General features: G+C 65.3%; 14 protein-coding genes and 1 pseudogene. 7 read left to right on the forward strand and 8 right to left on the reverse strand.

Annotated features, from left to right (window positions below; genetic code table 11):
- The first annotated feature begins 169 nt into the window (after positions 1-169).
- From CFE50_RS00310 to CFE50_RS00325, 4 genes are all read left to right on the forward strand, one after another.
- Positions 170-1,177 (forward strand): methionine ABC transporter ATP-binding protein, encoded by a 1,008-nt coding sequence (locus CFE50_RS00310; protein WP_286729468.1) that lies wholly within the window; start codon positions 170-172, stop codon positions 1,175-1,177.
- The gene (locus CFE50_RS00315; RefSeq protein ID WP_007161460.1) at positions 1,177-1,842 is read left to right on the forward strand and encodes a methionine ABC transporter permease; all 666 of its coding nucleotides are present in this window, start codon (positions 1,177-1,179) and stop codon (positions 1,840-1,842) included. Before CFE50_RS00310 ends, CFE50_RS00315 begins: the two co-directional genes overlap by 1 nt.
- 50 nt (positions 1,843-1,892) lie before the next feature.
- On the forward strand, positions 1,893-2,675 hold the full coding sequence (locus CFE50_RS00320) for a MetQ/NlpA family ABC transporter substrate-binding protein (protein ID WP_502694667.1): 783 nt from the start codon (positions 1,893-1,895) through the stop codon (positions 2,673-2,675).
- A 211-nt stretch (positions 2,676-2,886) separates the two neighbouring features.
- Entirely contained in the window at positions 2,887-3,663 is a 777-nt protein-coding gene (locus CFE50_RS00325; protein ID WP_197851101.1) for a MetQ/NlpA family ABC transporter substrate-binding protein, read from the forward strand.
- A gap of 52 nt (positions 3,664-3,715) precedes the next feature.
- On the opposite strand, the gene CFE50_RS00330 is transcribed toward CFE50_RS00325, so the two are convergent.
- The 3 genes from CFE50_RS00330 to CFE50_RS00340 form a co-directional block, all read right to left on the reverse strand.
- Complete coding sequence (locus tag CFE50_RS00330; RefSeq protein ID WP_241808645.1) at positions 3,716-3,991, reverse strand: helix-turn-helix domain-containing protein; 276 nt, start codon at positions 3,989-3,991, stop codon at positions 3,716-3,718.
- Positions 3,988-5,313 (reverse strand): type II toxin-antitoxin system HipA family toxin, encoded by a 1,326-nt coding sequence (locus CFE50_RS00335; RefSeq protein WP_286729478.1) that lies wholly within the window; start codon positions 5,311-5,313, stop codon positions 3,988-3,990. The genes CFE50_RS00330 and CFE50_RS00335 overlap by 4 nt, the downstream gene beginning before the upstream one ends.
- Before the next feature lie 98 nt (positions 5,314-5,411).
- On the reverse strand, positions 5,412-6,557 hold the full coding sequence (locus tag CFE50_RS00340; protein WP_286730842.1) for an MFS transporter: 1,146 nt from the start codon (positions 6,555-6,557) through the stop codon (positions 5,412-5,414).
- Between the two features lie 173 nt (positions 6,558-6,730).
- Here CFE50_RS00340 and CFE50_RS00345 point away from each other — a divergent pair, with 173 nt between their 5' ends.
- The gene (locus CFE50_RS00345; protein ID WP_007161456.1) at positions 6,731-6,898 is read left to right on the forward strand and encodes a rubredoxin; all 168 of its coding nucleotides are present in this window, start codon (positions 6,731-6,733) and stop codon (positions 6,896-6,898) included.
- A 92-nt stretch (positions 6,899-6,990) separates the two neighbouring features.
- On the opposite strand, the gene CFE50_RS00350 is transcribed toward CFE50_RS00345, so the two are convergent.
- The 3 genes from CFE50_RS00350 to CFE50_RS00360 all read right to left on the reverse strand — a co-directional run bounded on the left by CFE50_RS00350 (position 6,991) and on the right by CFE50_RS00360 (position 10,156).
- Positions 6,991-7,266 carry an HU family DNA-binding protein gene (locus CFE50_RS00350; RefSeq protein WP_017639309.1) on the reverse strand — a complete coding sequence of 92 codons (276 nt, stop codon included), beginning with the start codon at positions 7,264-7,266 and terminating at the stop codon, positions 6,991-6,993.
- A 411-nt stretch (positions 7,267-7,677) separates the two neighbouring features.
- Complete coding sequence (locus tag CFE50_RS00355) at positions 7,678-9,237, reverse strand: SulP family inorganic anion transporter (RefSeq protein ID WP_286729483.1); 1,560 nt, start codon at positions 9,235-9,237, stop codon at positions 7,678-7,680.
- 211 nt (positions 9,238-9,448) lie between these two features.
- Entirely contained in the window at positions 9,449-10,156 is a 708-nt protein-coding gene (locus CFE50_RS00360) for a carbonic anhydrase (RefSeq protein WP_007161453.1), read from the reverse strand.
- Positions 10,157-10,826: 670 nt separating this feature from the next.
- Here CFE50_RS00360 and CFE50_RS22670 point away from each other — a divergent pair.
- Together CFE50_RS22670 and CFE50_RS22675 are read left to right on the forward strand one after the other, a co-directional pair.
- Positions 10,827-11,597 (forward strand): annotated as a pseudogene (locus tag CFE50_RS22670) (MCP four helix bundle domain-containing protein); the annotation flags it as partial.
- Complete coding sequence (locus tag CFE50_RS22675; RefSeq protein ID WP_502694668.1) at positions 11,589-12,452, forward strand: methyl-accepting chemotaxis protein; 864 nt, start codon at positions 11,589-11,591, stop codon at positions 12,450-12,452. The pseudogene CFE50_RS22670 and the gene CFE50_RS22675, both read left to right, overlap by 9 nt.
- Positions 12,453-12,492: 40 nt before the next feature.
- Here the strand turns inward: CFE50_RS22675 and CFE50_RS00370 are convergent, their stop codons facing one another.
- Positions 12,493-12,615 (reverse strand): hypothetical protein, encoded by a 123-nt coding sequence (locus CFE50_RS00370; RefSeq protein ID WP_255211814.1) that lies wholly within the window; start codon positions 12,613-12,615, stop codon positions 12,493-12,495.
- A 158-nt stretch (positions 12,616-12,773) separates the two neighbouring features.
- Positions 12,774-14,402, reverse strand: a complete 1,629-nt coding sequence (locus CFE50_RS00375; RefSeq protein WP_286729488.1) for a methyl-accepting chemotaxis protein — start codon at positions 14,400-14,402, stop codon at positions 12,774-12,776.
- Between the last annotated feature and the right edge of the window lie 107 nt (positions 14,403-14,509).

Consider the following 14,509-nt stretch of genomic DNA (forward strand, 5'->3'; position numbering starts at 1 on the left):
GCGAAGCGACGGACTGTTCCTGCGGGTGAAGTCTCGGCGCACGAACTGGCCATATGCCTTTATTGGCTTAATACCCGACAACAAGTGCTAAGCAGATATAAGCGCGCGCGTTAAACTGCGCGGCTGGATCACCCTCCAGTTGTCTGACGATACCCACAAGGTTTTTCCATTGATCGAATTCCACGCTGTCCACAAGACGTACCGCACGCGCGGTCGCGAGGTCGCGGCGCTCCAGCCGGTCGACCTAAGGATCGAAGCCGGCGAGATCTTCGGCCTGATCGGCCATTCCGGTGCCGGCAAGAGCACCCTGCTGCGCCTGATCAACCGCCTCGAAGCCCCCAGCGGCGGTCGCCTGCAGGTCGATGGCGCCGAGGTCACCACCCTGGGCTCCAGCGAGCTGCGTGATTTCCGCCGCCGCATCGGCATGATCTTCCAGCACTTCAATCTGCTCTCCTCGAAGACCGTGGCGGCCAACGTGGCCCTGCCACTGGAACTGGCCGGCGGCCGTTCGCGGGCGCAGATCGCCCAGCGCGTCGAGGAGCTGCTGGCGCGGGTCGGCCTGTCCGACCAGGCGCGCAAGTATCCGGCGCAACTCTCCGGCGGTCAGAAGCAGCGCGTCGGCATCGCCCGCGCCCTGGCCACCGAGCCGAAGATCCTGCTCTGCGACGAGGCCACCAGCGCTCTCGATCCCCAGACCACCGCCCAGGTGCTGCAACTGCTCGCCGAACTCAATCGCGAGCTGGGGCTGACCATCGTGCTGATCACCCACGAGATGGACGTGATCCGCCGCGTCTGCGACCGCGTCGCCGTGCTCGACGGCGGCGTCGTGGTGGAGCAGGGCACCGTCGCCGATGTCTTCCTGCACCCGCAGCACCCCACCACCCGCCGCTTCGTCTTCGAGGCCGAGCACCAGGACGAGGCCGAGCTGGCCGACGCCTATGCCCATGTCGAAGGCCGCATCCTGCGCCTGACTTTCCGCGGCGAAGCCACCTATGCACCGCTGCTGGGCCACGTCGCCCGGGAGACCGGTGTGGACTACAGCATTCTCGGCGGTCGCATCGACCGCATCCGGGACGAGCCCTATGGCCAGCTCACCATCGCCCTGGTGGGTGGTGACCTGGACGCCGCCCTGGCTCGCTTCCAGGCCGCCGACGTCACCGTGGAGGTCCTGCGCTGATGGACGAACTCTTCACCAACATCGACTGGGCCGAGATCTGGCAGGCGACCCAGGACACCCTGGCCATGCTCGGCTGGTCCATGCTCTTCACCCTGATCCTCGGGCTGCCGCTGGGCGTGCTGCTGTTTCTCACCAGCCGCCGTCAGCTGCTGGAGCAGCCGCTGGTCTACGGCATCCTCTCCTTCGTGGTCAACGTGCTGCGCTCGGTGCCCTTCATCATCCTCCTGATCCTGATGATCCCCATCACGGTCTGGCTGATCGGCACCTCCCTGGGCGTCGAGGGCGCCATTCCGCCGCTGGTGGTGGGCGCCGCGCCCTTCTTCGCCCGGCTGGTGGAGACCGCCCTGCGCGAGGTCGACCGCGGCATCATCGAGGCGACCCAGGCCATGGGCGCCAGCCTCTGGCAGATCGTCACCCGCACCCTGTTGCCCGAGGCCCTGCCCGGGCTGATCGCGGCCACCACCGTCACCGCCATCGCCCTGGTGTCCTACACCGCCATGGCCGGCGTGATCGGCGGCGGCGGCCTGGGCGATCTGGCCATCCGTTTCGGCTACCAGCGCTTCCAGACCGACGTCATGGTGGTCACGGTGCTCTTGCTGCTGGTGCTGGTCCAGGTACTGCAGATGGTCGGCGATCGCCTCGTCGCCCATTTCAGTCGTCGTTGATCCAGGCTTCATCCACTCGAAGGTTTTGCACAAGGAAAATCCAGATGTCGCTGAAACGTACCCTGCTGTCCCTGGCCTTCGGCCTGGGTGTCGCCACCGCCGCCCAGGCCGCCGAGACCCTGACCGTCGCGGTCAATCCGGTCCCCCATGCGGAGATCCTGGAATTCATCAAGCCGCAGCTGGCCAAGGAAGGTGTGGACCTCAAGATCAAGGTCTTCACCGACTACATCCAGCCCGATCGCCAGACCGATCAGAAGCAGGTGGATGCCAACTACTTCCAGACCAAGCCCTATTACGCCAGCTACAAGAAGAGCAACCCGAGCAGCGACCAGGTGCCGGTGGTGGCGGTGCACGTCGAGCCCTTCGGCGCCTATTCGCAGAAGATCAAGGACATCAAGGAGCTCAAGGACGGCGCCACCGTGGCCATCCCCAACGACCCGAGCAACTCCGGTCGCGCGCTGCTGCTGATCGCCAAGCAGGGCCTGATCACCCTCAAGGATCCGAGCAACGTCACCGCCACCCCGCGTGACATCGTCGAGAATCCCAAGTACCTCAAGTTCAAGGAGCTGGAAGCCGCGACCCTGCCGCGCGTGCTGAACCAGGTCGACCTGGCGCTGATCAACGCCAACTACGCCCTGGAAGCCAAGCTGGTGCCGACCAAGGACGCCATCTTCATCGAGAGCGGCGAGTCGCCCTACGCCAACCTGCTCTATACCCGTGCCGACAAGGCCAACGACCCGGCCATCCAGAAGCTGGCCAAGGCCCTGACCACGCCCGAGGTGAAGCAATTCATCGAGAAGAAGTATCAGGGCGCCGTCGTTCCCGCGTTCTAAGAATCTGTTCACGATCTGCTGCGCGTCGATCAAACGGCGTTGAAAATGCCTTCGGAATGCTCATTTACCACTCGTAAACTCCGCTTCCTCAGGCCTTTTCGCCTTGTTTGTCTCTAGCTCGCGAGACCGTGAACAGCTTCTAAGCCTCGGCTCCATCGCCGTCGACGCTCGCAGAGGCGTCGACGGTTCCACCCCGTTCTAGGAAACTGCCATGAAGAAACTGCTCGCCACCGCCGCCCTGCTGGCCGCCAGCCTGACCGCCCACGCCGCCGAGACCCTCAGCGTCGCCGCCACTCCGGTGCCCCACGCCGAGATCCTCGAATTCGTCAAACCCCAGCTGGCCAAGGAAGGGGTGGACCTGCAGATCAAGGTCTTCACCGACTACGTGCAGCCCAACCTGCAGGTGGCCCAGAAGCGTCTGGACGCTAACTTCTTCCAGCACCAGCCCTACCTGGATGAATTCAACAAGAGCCGCGGTACCGACCTGGTGACCGTCGCCCAGGTGCATGTCGAGCCCTTCGGCATCTACTCGCAGAAGATCAAGCAGCTCGACGAAGTCCGCGAAGGCGCCGTCGTGGCCATCCCCAGCGACGCCACCAACGGCGGCCGCGCCCTGCTGCTGCTGGAGAAGGCCGGCCTGATCAAGCTCAAGGACAGCGCCAACATCCTCGCCACACCCAAGGACATCGCCGAGAATCCCAAGAAGCTCAAGTTCAAGGAGCTGGAAGCCGCGACCCTGCCGCGCGTGCTGAATCAGGTCGACCTGGCGCTGATCAACACCAACTACGCCCTGGAAGCCAAGCTCAACCCGACCCAGGACGCCCTGCTGCTGGAAGGCAAGGAATCGCCCTATGCCAACATCCTGGTCGCCCGTCCGGACAACAAGGACAGCGATGCCGTGCAGAAGCTGGCCAAGGCGCTGAACACCCCGGCGGTGAAGCAGTTCATCGAAGAGAAGTACAAGGGCGCCGTGGTGCCGGCGTTCTAAGCGCTGCCCGAGACAAGAGACGCCGGCCCAGTGCCGGCGTTTTTCATGTGGCTCATTGGCGTTTCAGGGGGACGACGCCCATTCCCAGGCCGAAGGGTCGAAAGACCGCCTGCAGCGTCGCCAGGGTGGGATTGCCTTCATCCTGCTCCAGTTGTCGCAAGGTACGCAGCGAGATACGGGCCATGCGTGCGAAGTCAGCCTGGGTCAGGCCGGTGATGTCGCGACGCAGACGCCGGACACCGGTGCCCAGACTCAGGCGCCCAGTCTGTAATCCTTCACGGATATCATCCAGCTTGTGTTGCCGCAGTTCCGGATCATCGAGGCTCATAGCAGCCCTGCCTCGCGCAAATAGCTATCCAGACGCCGTAACGGAATCCGCGGATGTTCCCAGGTGGCCCGGGGCAGCATCGGCTGCAACAGGTCTGGCAGGGCGCGGAGCTGCTCGGCGTTCTGCTTGAGTGCTTTCCAAAGCCGTTCGGGATCGTCCCACTCGGCCAGCAGCCGACAGGTCGCGTGCCAATCGACAGCGCCCGCCTGCTCGACGGGCGCTGGCCATTTGCTGGTTCGGGTGATGCCCTGCTCATCCATGACCATGGGGGCAAGGTCGTAGAGAGGCGCCAGGCGCACGTGATGCTCATCTCGCAGAATGGCGGTATTGCGGCCGTGGTTGTCACTGTTGCCCAGCAGCTGATTGAGCAGATCACGGCGCAGATAGTCGTCCAGCAGCGCCGGAATCTCGCGTTCCTGACCCGCTGCGCGCCAAACCCTGATCAGGGCGCCGATGACGTCGAGATGATTGAGATAGCTGCCGGGCACCAGGGTGTGAGTCAGCGAATAGAGGGATTCAACGGCCAGACGCTCTACGTGTTGTGGGCCGGTGCAGCGGTCGAAGCGTGGCAGCCAGAGACTGGGGCGGCGACCCTCTTCCAGGGCGAGCCCGTTTTCAGCGACGGTCTCCAGCCCAAGGGTATTCAAGGCCCGATAGTAGCCGTGCTCGCTACGCAGGATGTCCTGGTCCGTGGCATTGCCTTTATTGCGCGGAAACTTCACCAACCAGTGTCGACAGGCCAGGTCATCGGCTAGGGTGGCATCTGGATGGAGCAAGCCCTGAGCATCTTCGGCCAGCAATAGCTTGGGTGCATCGCCACCTGCCCCGGTTGCACCGCCGATGGCGGCACCTTGCTCATAGGCATACTCCAGAAAGTCCTGATCGCGAGCGATGACCTGTTCACGGGTAAAGCCCACGGAGGGTGTCTGCGCCAACTCGTCCAGCGACTCACGAATCCGCAGATGGCCGATGGGCGCTGGCGTGCAGCGGGATAACAACTGAAAGTCGGTCTGCGCAGCTTCCGCTGCGGTCAGCCCGAGGCGAGGCAGCAGAAAGCGGCGAGCGGCGCCGGCCGGGAGAATGTCCTGGAGAAACGCGGGCCAATAGGGCAGGCGCTCGACCTCCCAACTCAAAGGTAGGTTGGCGCTCACGGCTGCAGCCGTCGGCTTGCCGAAATCGTCGAGATGATCGCTCAGGTAGGCAGCCAGATAGCTGAGGGTGCAAGCGCCTTGTTGGGGGCCTTGCCCAGAGTCATCGAAAACCAGGCGCAGGGCATCGTGCCAATGCCCGCTCAAATAGGCTTGAACCACGAGCGTACTCACGGCAGACCTCCGGCAATATACTGCCGATAATTATGAGTGCTATACATATTATCGGCAATATAGTGCCTGAATAAGCTTATATGGCGCTATATTGGGTATTAAATTGCCGTTTGCACGGTCGGCGCGCTGCCGCAGCGGCCGACGATTACTAGCAATACCGCGGCACCGGCCGCCATCAGCAGCGGCAGGGCGTGGCCGGTGAGCCACTGGCTGGCGGCGCCGGTGACCAGTGGGCCGACCAGGCAGCCGAGCCCCCAGAGCTGGGCGATACAGGCGTTGGCGCTGACCAGTTCGGCATCGCGATAGCGCTCGCCCACCAGGATCAGCGCCAGGGTGAAGAGACCGCCGGCGGTGGCGCCGAACAGCACCAGCAGCGGCCAGACGCCTGCGGTATGCAGCAGCAGCGGCAGGGCCAGGCTCACCGCCAGCAGCCCCAGGACGCAGCCGAGGAACAGGCCCTGGCGTGAGAGGCGATCGGCGAGCAGGCCCAGGGGCAGTTGCAGCAGGGCATCGCCCACCACCACGGCGCTGACCATGTACAGCGCCAGTTGCTGACCGAAACCCTGGTTGAGGGCATAGACCGGCAGCAGGGTGAGGATCATCGCCTCGAAGCAGGCGAACAGTGCCACCGCCCAGGCGATGGCCGGGGCACCGCGGCAGAAGTCCAGCAGTGCCCGCCAGGCCGCGGTGTGGCCGCCGGTGGCCGGCGCGCCCTGACGGCCGAGCAGCAGGACGGCGCCGCCGAGCATGAGCAGGGCGCCGAGCCAGAAGCCCTGGTCGCCCTCGGTGCCCAGCACCCCCAGCAGCAGCGGACCGGCCAGCTGGCTCAGCGCGTAGCTGCTGCCATAGAGAGCCACCAGGCGGCCGCGCCAACGGTCGGTGATGACCTGGTTCATCCAGCTTTCGCCGAGCACGAAGACCAGGGTGAGGATGGCGCCCAGAGCCAGGCGCAGGAGCAGCCACAGGGGGTAGCTGGGCAGCAGCGAGAGCAGGATCAGCGAGGCGGCGCCACTGATCAGGCACAGCCGCATCAGCCGTGGCGTGCCGATGCGCGCGGCCAGGCGCCCGGCCAGGCTGGCGCCGGTGAGGATGCCGAGGGCCGGCGAGGCGGCCATCACGCCGATGGCGAAGCTGCCATAGCCCCAGCCTTCCAGGCGCAGCGAGACCAGCGGCATCGACAGGCCGATGGCCAGCCCCACGCTGATGACACTGCCCAGCACGGCGAAATAGATGGCCCAGGGCATGGGCGATGGCGAGGAATTCATGGGCTCAGCCTAGCTGATAGGAGGGAGACGGGCAGCTGCCACGCGCAGCCTATTGAGCCCCGGGCGTCCGTCGGGGTTCCGGCACGGTTGGCCTTTGCCGGGCTTTCGCGTAGCGTGCGCGCTACCTGAAGCCGGTTGAGAGATAACAGAACATGCGGAAATGGCAGTGCATCGTGTGCGGCTATATCTACGACGAAGCCCTGGGCTGGCCGGATGACGGCATCGCGCCGGGCACGCGCTGGGAGGATGTGCCCGAGGATTGGCTGTGCCCGGATTGCGGCGTGGGCAAGGGCGACTTCGAGATGATCGCCATCGGCTGATCACCCCGCTCCGCGTCTTCTGCGCGGACACAAAAAAGGCATCGCACGGGCGATGCCTTTTGGCTGCAGCGGCGATCCGTGCCGCCTCATGCTCAGCCTTCGATGCTGTCCTTCAGCGCCTTGCCCGGCTTGAACGCCACCGTGTTGCTCGCACGAATCTTGACCGGCTCGCCGGTCTGGGGATTCTTCCCCATGCGGGCACCGCGGTGACGCGGCAGGAAGGTGCCGAAGCCGACCAGGGTAACGCTGTCCTTGCGGTGCAGCGCATTCGCGATCTCGTCCAGCAGCGTGTTGAGCACGACGTTGGCTTGTTCCTTTGGAAGTCCGACTTTTTCAGCGATCACCGTCGCCAATTCAGGCTTGCGCATAGCTACCTCTCTTGGAGTCATTTTTAGCCGTGTGGGCGTCGCATGGCTTTCCTGGCAAAGCGATTACCCCCGAGATAGAGGGTGGCCCGACACAAAGATCGTTGGTGCGACAAAAGTCGAACCAGATAGCGTTATAAGGCAAAGCCGAGAAGAGCGAAAGTTAATTAGCAGACTATTAGCCGTTGGTAGGATGACTGATGCCAACTTGGACATTTATCAACCAATTCCGACACTTTCTGTGGACATTTTGTCCGCTTTATGGCCTGGCGGGAAGGGGGTGGAGCGGCCATGAGGGGCTCTGGCAAGCCGGTATCGCGATCAGCGACGGCGCTGCGGACCTCGGGTCCGGCAGCGCCGCATTGAGACAAGGGACGGGTGGCGAAGCGGCCGCTGGCCGCTCCACCCGCCGGATCAGGCCGGTGCCTGGGTCGGCATGACCGGTTGACCCGCCGGCGCCTGGCCTTCCAGGCGCCGCTCCAGGGCCTTGGGCTCGATCACCAGGCGCATGCCATTGCTGGCCTGGGTACGGCCCCAGTCCTCCAGCAGCTCCATGCAGGCGTGATCGATATAGGAGACGCGCTCCAGGGGCACGTGCAGGGTGGTGCCGGGCTTGACCTGTTCCAGCACCTTGGTCAGCTGGGGCACGCGCAGGAAGGTCGCGGCGCCCACCAGGCGCAGGTCGGCCTGGTCCGGCTGGTCCTCGCGATAGGTCAGGCTGACCTTGAGTTGCGCCGCCTTGACCGCCAGGAAGGCGATCGACAGGCCGAAGCCCACCAGCACCCCGGTCAGCAGATCGGTGGCGACGATCATCAGGGCGGTCAGCGCATAGATGACCATGGGCGTCCGGCCATAGCGCTTGAGCCCGCTCAGCGACTTGGGATCGGCCAGCTTGACACCGGTGAACACCAGCACGCCGGCCAGACTCGCCACCGGCACCAGCTTGAGCAGGAAGGGCAGAGCGGCGACGAAGGCCAGTAGCCAGAGGCCATGGAAGATGGTGGAGGCGCGACTGGTGGCGCCGGCCTGGACATTGGCCGAGCTGCGCACGATGACCCCGGTCATGGGCAGGGCGCCAACGGCGCCGCAGAGCAGATTGCCGATACCCTGGGCGCCCAGTTCGCGGTCGAAGTGCGAGCGCGGTCCGGTGTGCATGCGATCCACCGCGGCGGCCGAGAGCAGGGTCTCGGCGCTGGCGATGAAGGCCAGGGCGAGGGCCGCGACCACCAGTTCGGCGTTGGCCAGCATGCCCAGGTCGGCGAAGGTCACCCAATCGATGGCGTCGGCCAGGTTGTTGGGCACTTCCACGCGGCGGATGTCCAGCGCCAGCCAGAGACTGGCCAGGGTCGCCAGGGTCACGCCGATCAGGGCGCCTGGCAGGAAGCGCAGGGTCTGCGGGCGGAATTTCTCCCACAGCCACATGCTGGCGATGGTCAGCAGGCCGATCAGCGCCGCCTGGGCGCCGCTGCCGCTGCCGTTCCACTGGCCCGCCGCGGTAAAGGCGGCGCCGGGGAAGGCCAGCAGGTTGGACAGGCCCGAAGCCGCTGGCTTGGCATCCAGCATCACGTGCAACTGCGAGAGCACGATGAGGATGCCGATGCCGGCGAGCATGCCGTAGACGACGGCGGGCGAGGTGACGCGGAACCAGGCGCCCAGGCGGGTGAAGCCGGCGATGAGCTGCAGCAGGCCGGCCAGCAGCAGCACCGGGCCCAGGGCCTCGATACCGTGGCGGTTGATCAGGTCGAACACCAGCACCACCAGACCGGCGGCCGGACCGCTGACCTGCAACGGCGAACCGGCGAGAAAGCCGACCACCAGGCCACCGATGATGCCGGTGATGATGCCCTTGGCCGGCGGCATGCCGGAGGCGATGGCGATCCCCATGCACAGCGGCAGGGCGACCAGAAACACCACGAGTGAGGCCAGGGCATCGCGCGACAGGCTGCGCCCCGGGGTCTGTTGATTGCCAAGCATGGTCCTGGTCCTCCAGCGACTAGGTAAAGGGGTGCCTGCGCGTCATATCACGTCATATGACACGGTTCGGGATTCAGGCGGCTAGCGGAAAGGGTGGACGGTCCCGATGGAGCCCCAAGGTGGGATCGACCGGCGCGGTGCGCTGTTATGCGGACGGGTCGCTCGACCCGTCTCGGTGCGGCCAGCCGGCGAACCGACTGGCCGCGGCGGATCAAGCCTGTTGCAGGCGCGGCCGCGGGGTGGCGACCGGCATGTTCTCGCCGTCCAAAGGCAGGAAGCGCTCCTGCTGGGCGTCATACGCCTTGATCTCGCTGGTCTCGATGGAATAGACCCAGCCATGGATCTGCAGTTGACCGCTGGCCAGCCGCGAGGCTACCGAGGGGTGGGTGCGCAGGTGGACCAGCTGGGCCACCACGTTTTCCTCGGTGAGGAAGCCCAGGGTGCCGCCATGGCCGCAGTCGCAATGACCATGGTCCTCGACCACGGTACGGGCGACCTCGGCGTGGCGCAGCCAGACCTTTACCGTCGGCATCTTTTCCAGCGGATCGGGATTGAGCACCGCCTTCATGGCGCCGCAGTCGGAGTGGCCGCAGATGATGATGTGCTTCACGCCGAGGGCCACGACCGCGTATTCGATGGCGGTGGAGACGCCGCCGTTCATCTGGCCGTAGGGGGGCACCACGTTGCCGACGTTACGGGTCACGAACAGATCGCCCGGCGAACTCTGGGTGATGAGCTCCGGGACGATGCGCGAGTCTGCGCAGGTGATGAACATGGCCTTGGGCGACTGCGCACTGGCGAGTTTCTTGAACAGCGCTTCCTGTTCGGGAAAGACATCCTGGCGGAAACGCTTGAAACCATCGACCAGTTGCAGGAGGGCCTCGTCGGGTGCGCCGAAGGTATCCGTGTTGTCGCTCATCTGTTTCTGACCTCTTCTCAAGTACGCAATGGCAGCGGCAAGCGCTGGTTAGTGGCTAGACGCCCCCTGGCATCGCCTCGATACGCCCCGACCCTCTTGGGCTCTGGTGGCTTCATTGTCTGGCGATCCATCGCGCACTCGGGCAGCGTCCTGGCACCCGGTCGTTCATCTTGGTGAGCACAACCTTAATCCACGCTGAAACAATAGCTCGTGACAGACAACGCAGAAGATATTTCAAACTTATACTGAGATCATCCCGCCATTATCGCTACACGATCAGCGAATTTAGTCCTTTTATCGGCACGAATCCGGAAATTAGCGGCCGAATCGCGCTTTTCCCCGTGAAGAAAACGTGAATCGCGATAGCCGAACAGTTTTCCTTGGCGATCAGGGGCTTGCGAGAGATGTACAAAAATGTGAACGCAATGCCGCTGGTGAAGATTGCTCGCCTTTCGCCCACTTTGCCCCTGGGCTGTGATCTGCGGCACAGTGCCGCAGCCCAGACCTTTCGCCAGCCTTTCAATAGCTCCAATGCCCTATAGGACAGGGGTTTGCGGATTTTGCTCGGCGCTGACCTGCGCCTGTCGCGAAATCCTCGCCGATATCCGGCCTCAGGATCTTCGAGCGGTGGTCGATAGCAGGAGCTTTCCAGGCTCAACGGAAACTCTCCATGTCCTTTCGCAATCTCTCCATCGCGCGACGCGCCACGCTCGGCTTCGCCTTCATCGGTCTGCTCCTGCTGCTGCTCGGCGGTACCGCCCTGGTCAAGATGAACGACATCCGCGCCTCGGGTCTGGCCATCGAAGAGCGCGCCATGCCGCGCGTGGCCGCGCTCGACGAGCTGACCGCCCTGACCCTGCGCCTGCGGGTGCTGTCCTATCGCCTGCTGCTCAATCGCGAGCCCGAGATCATCGCCAAGACCCAGGCGCTGTTCCAGCAGCGCAACGGCCAGATGCGGGCCGCACAGCAGCGCTACGAGGCGCTGATCCAGTCTGACGAAGAGCGCACCGCCTACAGCCGCTACGGTCAGTTGATTACCCAATACGACGGCCTGCAGCAGCGCATGCTGGCGTTTTCCGCTGCCGATCAGTTGGAGCCCTTACGCCGTCTGCTCAACGAAGACCTGCTGGCCAACTCCGATGCGGTCAACGCGGTACTTAAGCAACTCACCGACCTGGTCGATCAGCAGACCGCGGCGGCCAACGCCCAGTCCGCCGCCGACTATAATCACGCCATCCAGTGGCTGGTGCTGCTGCTGGCGGCTACCGCACTGCTGACCGTGGTCTTTGCCTGGCTGCTGATCCGCAGTATCACCCAGCCCATCGCCCGCGCCGTGCAGGCCGCCGAGGTGATCGCCACCGGCGACCTCAGCCAGGAGATCCACAGCGAAGGCCGCGACGAGGCCGCGCGCCTGCTGCAGGCCATGAAGACCATGCAGGGCCAGCTGCGCCAGACCCTGCAGGGCATCCTCGGCTCGGCCACCCAGCTGGCTTCGGCGGCGGAAGAACTCAATGCCGTGACCGATGAATCCAGTCGCGGCCTCCAGCGCCAGAACGCCGAGATCGAACAGGCCGCCACCGCGGTGAATCAGATGTCGTCGGCGGTGGACGAGGTGGCGCGCAACGCCGTCAACACCTCCCAGGCCTCCCAGGAGTCGGCCGGCGTGGCCCGTGACGGTCGCGATCTGGTGCAGGAAACCGTGGGCGCCATCGCCACCATGAGCGACGACGTCCAGCACGGCGCCACCCTGGTGGGCGATCTGGCGGTCCAGGTCAACGACATCGGCAAGGTGCTGGACGTGATCCGCAGCGTGGCCGAGCAGACCAATCTGCTGGCGCTCAATGCCGCCATCGAGGCGGCGCGCGCCGGGGAAGCCGGTCGCGGCTTCGCCGTGGTGGCCGACGAGGTGCGCGCCCTGGCCCATCGCACCCAGGAGTCGACCCGCGAGATCGAGACCTCCATCGGCACCATCCAGCAGGGTACCGATCAGGCGGTGGCGGCCATGCGCAGCAGCACCGAGCGTGCCCTGTCCACTCTGGAAGTGGCCCGCGGCGCCGGCCATGCCCTGGAGCGCATCCACGGCGCCATCGGCGGCATCAACGAGCGCAATCTGGTGATCGCCAGCGCGGCGGAAGAGCAGGCCCAGGTGGCCCGCGAAGTGGATCGCAACCTGGTGAACATCCGCGAGTTGTCGGTGCAGACCGCCGCGGGCGCCGAGCAGTCCAGCGCCGCCAGCGCCGAGCTGTCGCGCCTGGCCGTTGACCTCAATGGCCTGGTGACGCGCTTCCGCCTGTGATCCCGTGGCGTCCGTTCGCTTCGGTGCGCGGACGCCGGCCCTAGCCAGGGCCGAGCAGTTGCAGCACGCCGGTCAGCAGCACCAGCAGGCCCAGGGGCGAGGCGAGAAAGGACAGCAGCAGGCAGCGCAGGCGCGGGCCGCGCGGGGTAGGGCAGGTCGTCATGACGTCAGGCAGCTCCGTAGCGAAAACCGGCGCCACGCCTGGCGCCCGGTGCCAATTTTCGCCTGTCCCGGCAGCGACGTCATGCCAAGAAAACGTAAAGATGGGTAAAGCCGCCACTGCCCCGGGACGCCTACGTCCGGGGGTAGGGGGGCGCCGCGTCAGACGCGGAAGCGCGCGGCCAGGCCGTGGATCTCGCGGGTCAGCTCGGCGAGCTGGCGACTGGAGGTCTCGATCTGGTCGGCGCCGCGTTTGGACACGCCCGCCAGTTCACGGATGTTGATCAGGTTGCGATCCACCTCGCGCGCCACCTGGGCCTGTTCCTCGGCGGCGCTGGCGATGACCAGGTTGCGCTCGTTGATGTCGCCGATGGCGACAAAGATGTGTTCCAGGCTCTGGCCGGTGCGCTCGGTGGTTTCCAGGGTGGTGCCAGCCAGGGTATTGCTGCGCTGGATGGCGGTCACCGCCTGACCGGTGCCGGTCTGGATGTTGCCGATCATCTGCTCGATCTCCAGGGTCGACTGGCGGGTGCGCTGCGCCAGGCTGCGCACCTCGTCGGCCACCACGGCGAAACCACGGCCGGCATCGCCGGCGCGCGCGGCCTCGATGGCGGCGTTGAGCGCCAGCAGATTGGTCTGCTCGGAGACGGCGCGGATCACGTCCAGTACCTTGCCGATCTGGTTGGCCTGCTGTGCCAGACTGGCGATCACGACTTCGCTTTCCTTGACCGTAGTCTGCATGCTCTGCAATTCGCTGAGCACCTGGGCCACCTGGCCGCGACTGCCGGCAGCCAGGCGATCGGATTCGCGAGCGGTATCCGAGGTGGACGCGGCATTGCGTGCCACCTCTTCCACGGCGGTGGTCATCTCGGTGACCGCGGTCACCGCCTGTTCCAGCTCCTGTTGCTGCTGGTTGAGGGTGCGGTTGCTCTGGGCGGTGACCTGTCCCAGTTCCTGGGCGGCGCCGTCGAGTTGTTCGGCGGTGCGATTGAGCTGGGCCAGGGTGTCGCGCTGGCGGCTCTGCAGGGTGGCGAGGCCGGCGAACAGCTGGCCGATCTCGTCATGGCTGCGCACCTCGATGCGGCGGGTCAGGTCACCTTCGCTCATGGCGGCGAAGTGCTCGCCGGCCTCGTTGAGCGGGGCCAGCACGCGGCGGGCGATGAACCAGCCGGAGAGCACCGCCAGCAGCAGGGTCAGACCGACCAGCAGCAGGCTGCCGATCTGGGCCTGGGACACGCGACTGTCGGAGGCGGCGAGGGTGGCCGCGATACGGCCGGTGATCTCGTCGGTGAAGGCCTGACGGGTGTCGGCGAAGGCCGTACTGGCCCCCTTGGCCCCGTCGCTGATACGGATGTAGCCGGGCAGGTCGCCGGCCCGGCAGGCGGCGATCTGTCCCTCGACGATACCTTTGTAAGCGTCGAAGGCCTTGAGCATGGCTTCGATCTGGCCGCTCAGCTTGGAATCGCCGACGTTGGCCTGCATGTCGGTGATCAGCTTGCGGGCGATGTCCAGCCGCTCCAGGGCCAGCTTCACGCCTTTCTCGGCCTTGGCCGCATCACCGTTGACGCGGTCGAGCATGGCGGTATGGGAATTGGCGCTGGCGCGACTGATCCAGGTGGCGGCGTTGTTGACCCGGTCCAGCTGTTCCATGGTCAGACTATCCAGGTCGCGGATCTGTTGGGCACTGGTCCGGGCGCTGATCCAACCGTACAGGCAGGCGAGCAGCAGGCAGGCCACGAACAGGCTGAGGACGCTGTACATCCCGGTACGGATTCTTGTTGTTTTGTTCATGGTGGGCCCTCTGGCGACGTCGCTGGCTGGGGTGCGCAATACGACTTTGGTAAGGCTTTTCGCCAGCAGTACGCCAAAGGCCCAGGCAGGCGTCGATGGCCTGGAGC

Origin of the sequence: Pseudomonas sp. PGPPP4, assembly GCF_002256045.1 — a bacterium.
Lineage (GTDB): Bacteria > Pseudomonadota > Gammaproteobacteria > Pseudomonadales > Pseudomonadaceae > Chryseomonas > Chryseomonas oryzihabitans.

What these genes read in the sequence shown, in the direction of transcription:
- CFE50_RS00350 (WP_017639309.1), bottom strand. Translation starts at nt 7,266, where the DNA reads ATGCGCAAGCCTGAATTGGCGACGGTGATCGCTGAAAAAGTCGGACTT.
- CFE50_RS00330 (WP_241808645.1), bottom strand. Translation starts at nt 3,991, where the DNA reads ATGAGCCTCGATGATCCGGAACTGCGGCAACACAAGCTGGATGATATC.
- CFE50_RS22675 (WP_502694668.1), top strand. Translation starts at nt 11,589, where the DNA reads ATGCAGGGCCAGCTGCGCCAGACCCTGCAGGGCATCCTCGGCTCGGCC.
- CFE50_RS00375 (WP_286729488.1), bottom strand. Translation starts at nt 14,402, where the DNA reads ATGAACAAAACAACAAGAATCCGTACCGGGATGTACAGCGTCCTCAGC.
- CFE50_RS00340 (WP_286730842.1), bottom strand. Translation starts at nt 6,557, where the DNA reads ATGCCCTGGGCCATCTATTTCGCCGTGCTGGGCAGTGTCATCAGCGTG.
- CFE50_RS00360 (WP_007161453.1), bottom strand. Translation starts at nt 10,156, where the DNA reads ATGAGCGACAACACGGATACCTTCGGCGCACCCGACGAGGCCCTCCTG.
- CFE50_RS00355 (WP_286729483.1), bottom strand. Translation starts at nt 9,237, where the DNA reads ATGCTTGGCAATCAACAGACCCCGGGGCGCAGCCTGTCGCGCGATGCC.
- CFE50_RS00315 (WP_007161460.1), top strand. Translation starts at nt 1,177, where the DNA reads ATGGACGAACTCTTCACCAACATCGACTGGGCCGAGATCTGGCAGGCG.
- CFE50_RS00325 (WP_197851101.1), top strand. Translation starts at nt 2,887, where the DNA reads ATGAAGAAACTGCTCGCCACCGCCGCCCTGCTGGCCGCCAGCCTGACC.
- CFE50_RS00370 (WP_255211814.1), bottom strand. Translation starts at nt 12,615, where the DNA reads ATGACGACCTGCCCTACCCCGCGCGGCCCGCGCCTGCGCTGCCTGCTG.
- CFE50_RS00345 (WP_007161456.1), top strand. Translation starts at nt 6,731, where the DNA reads ATGCGGAAATGGCAGTGCATCGTGTGCGGCTATATCTACGACGAAGCC.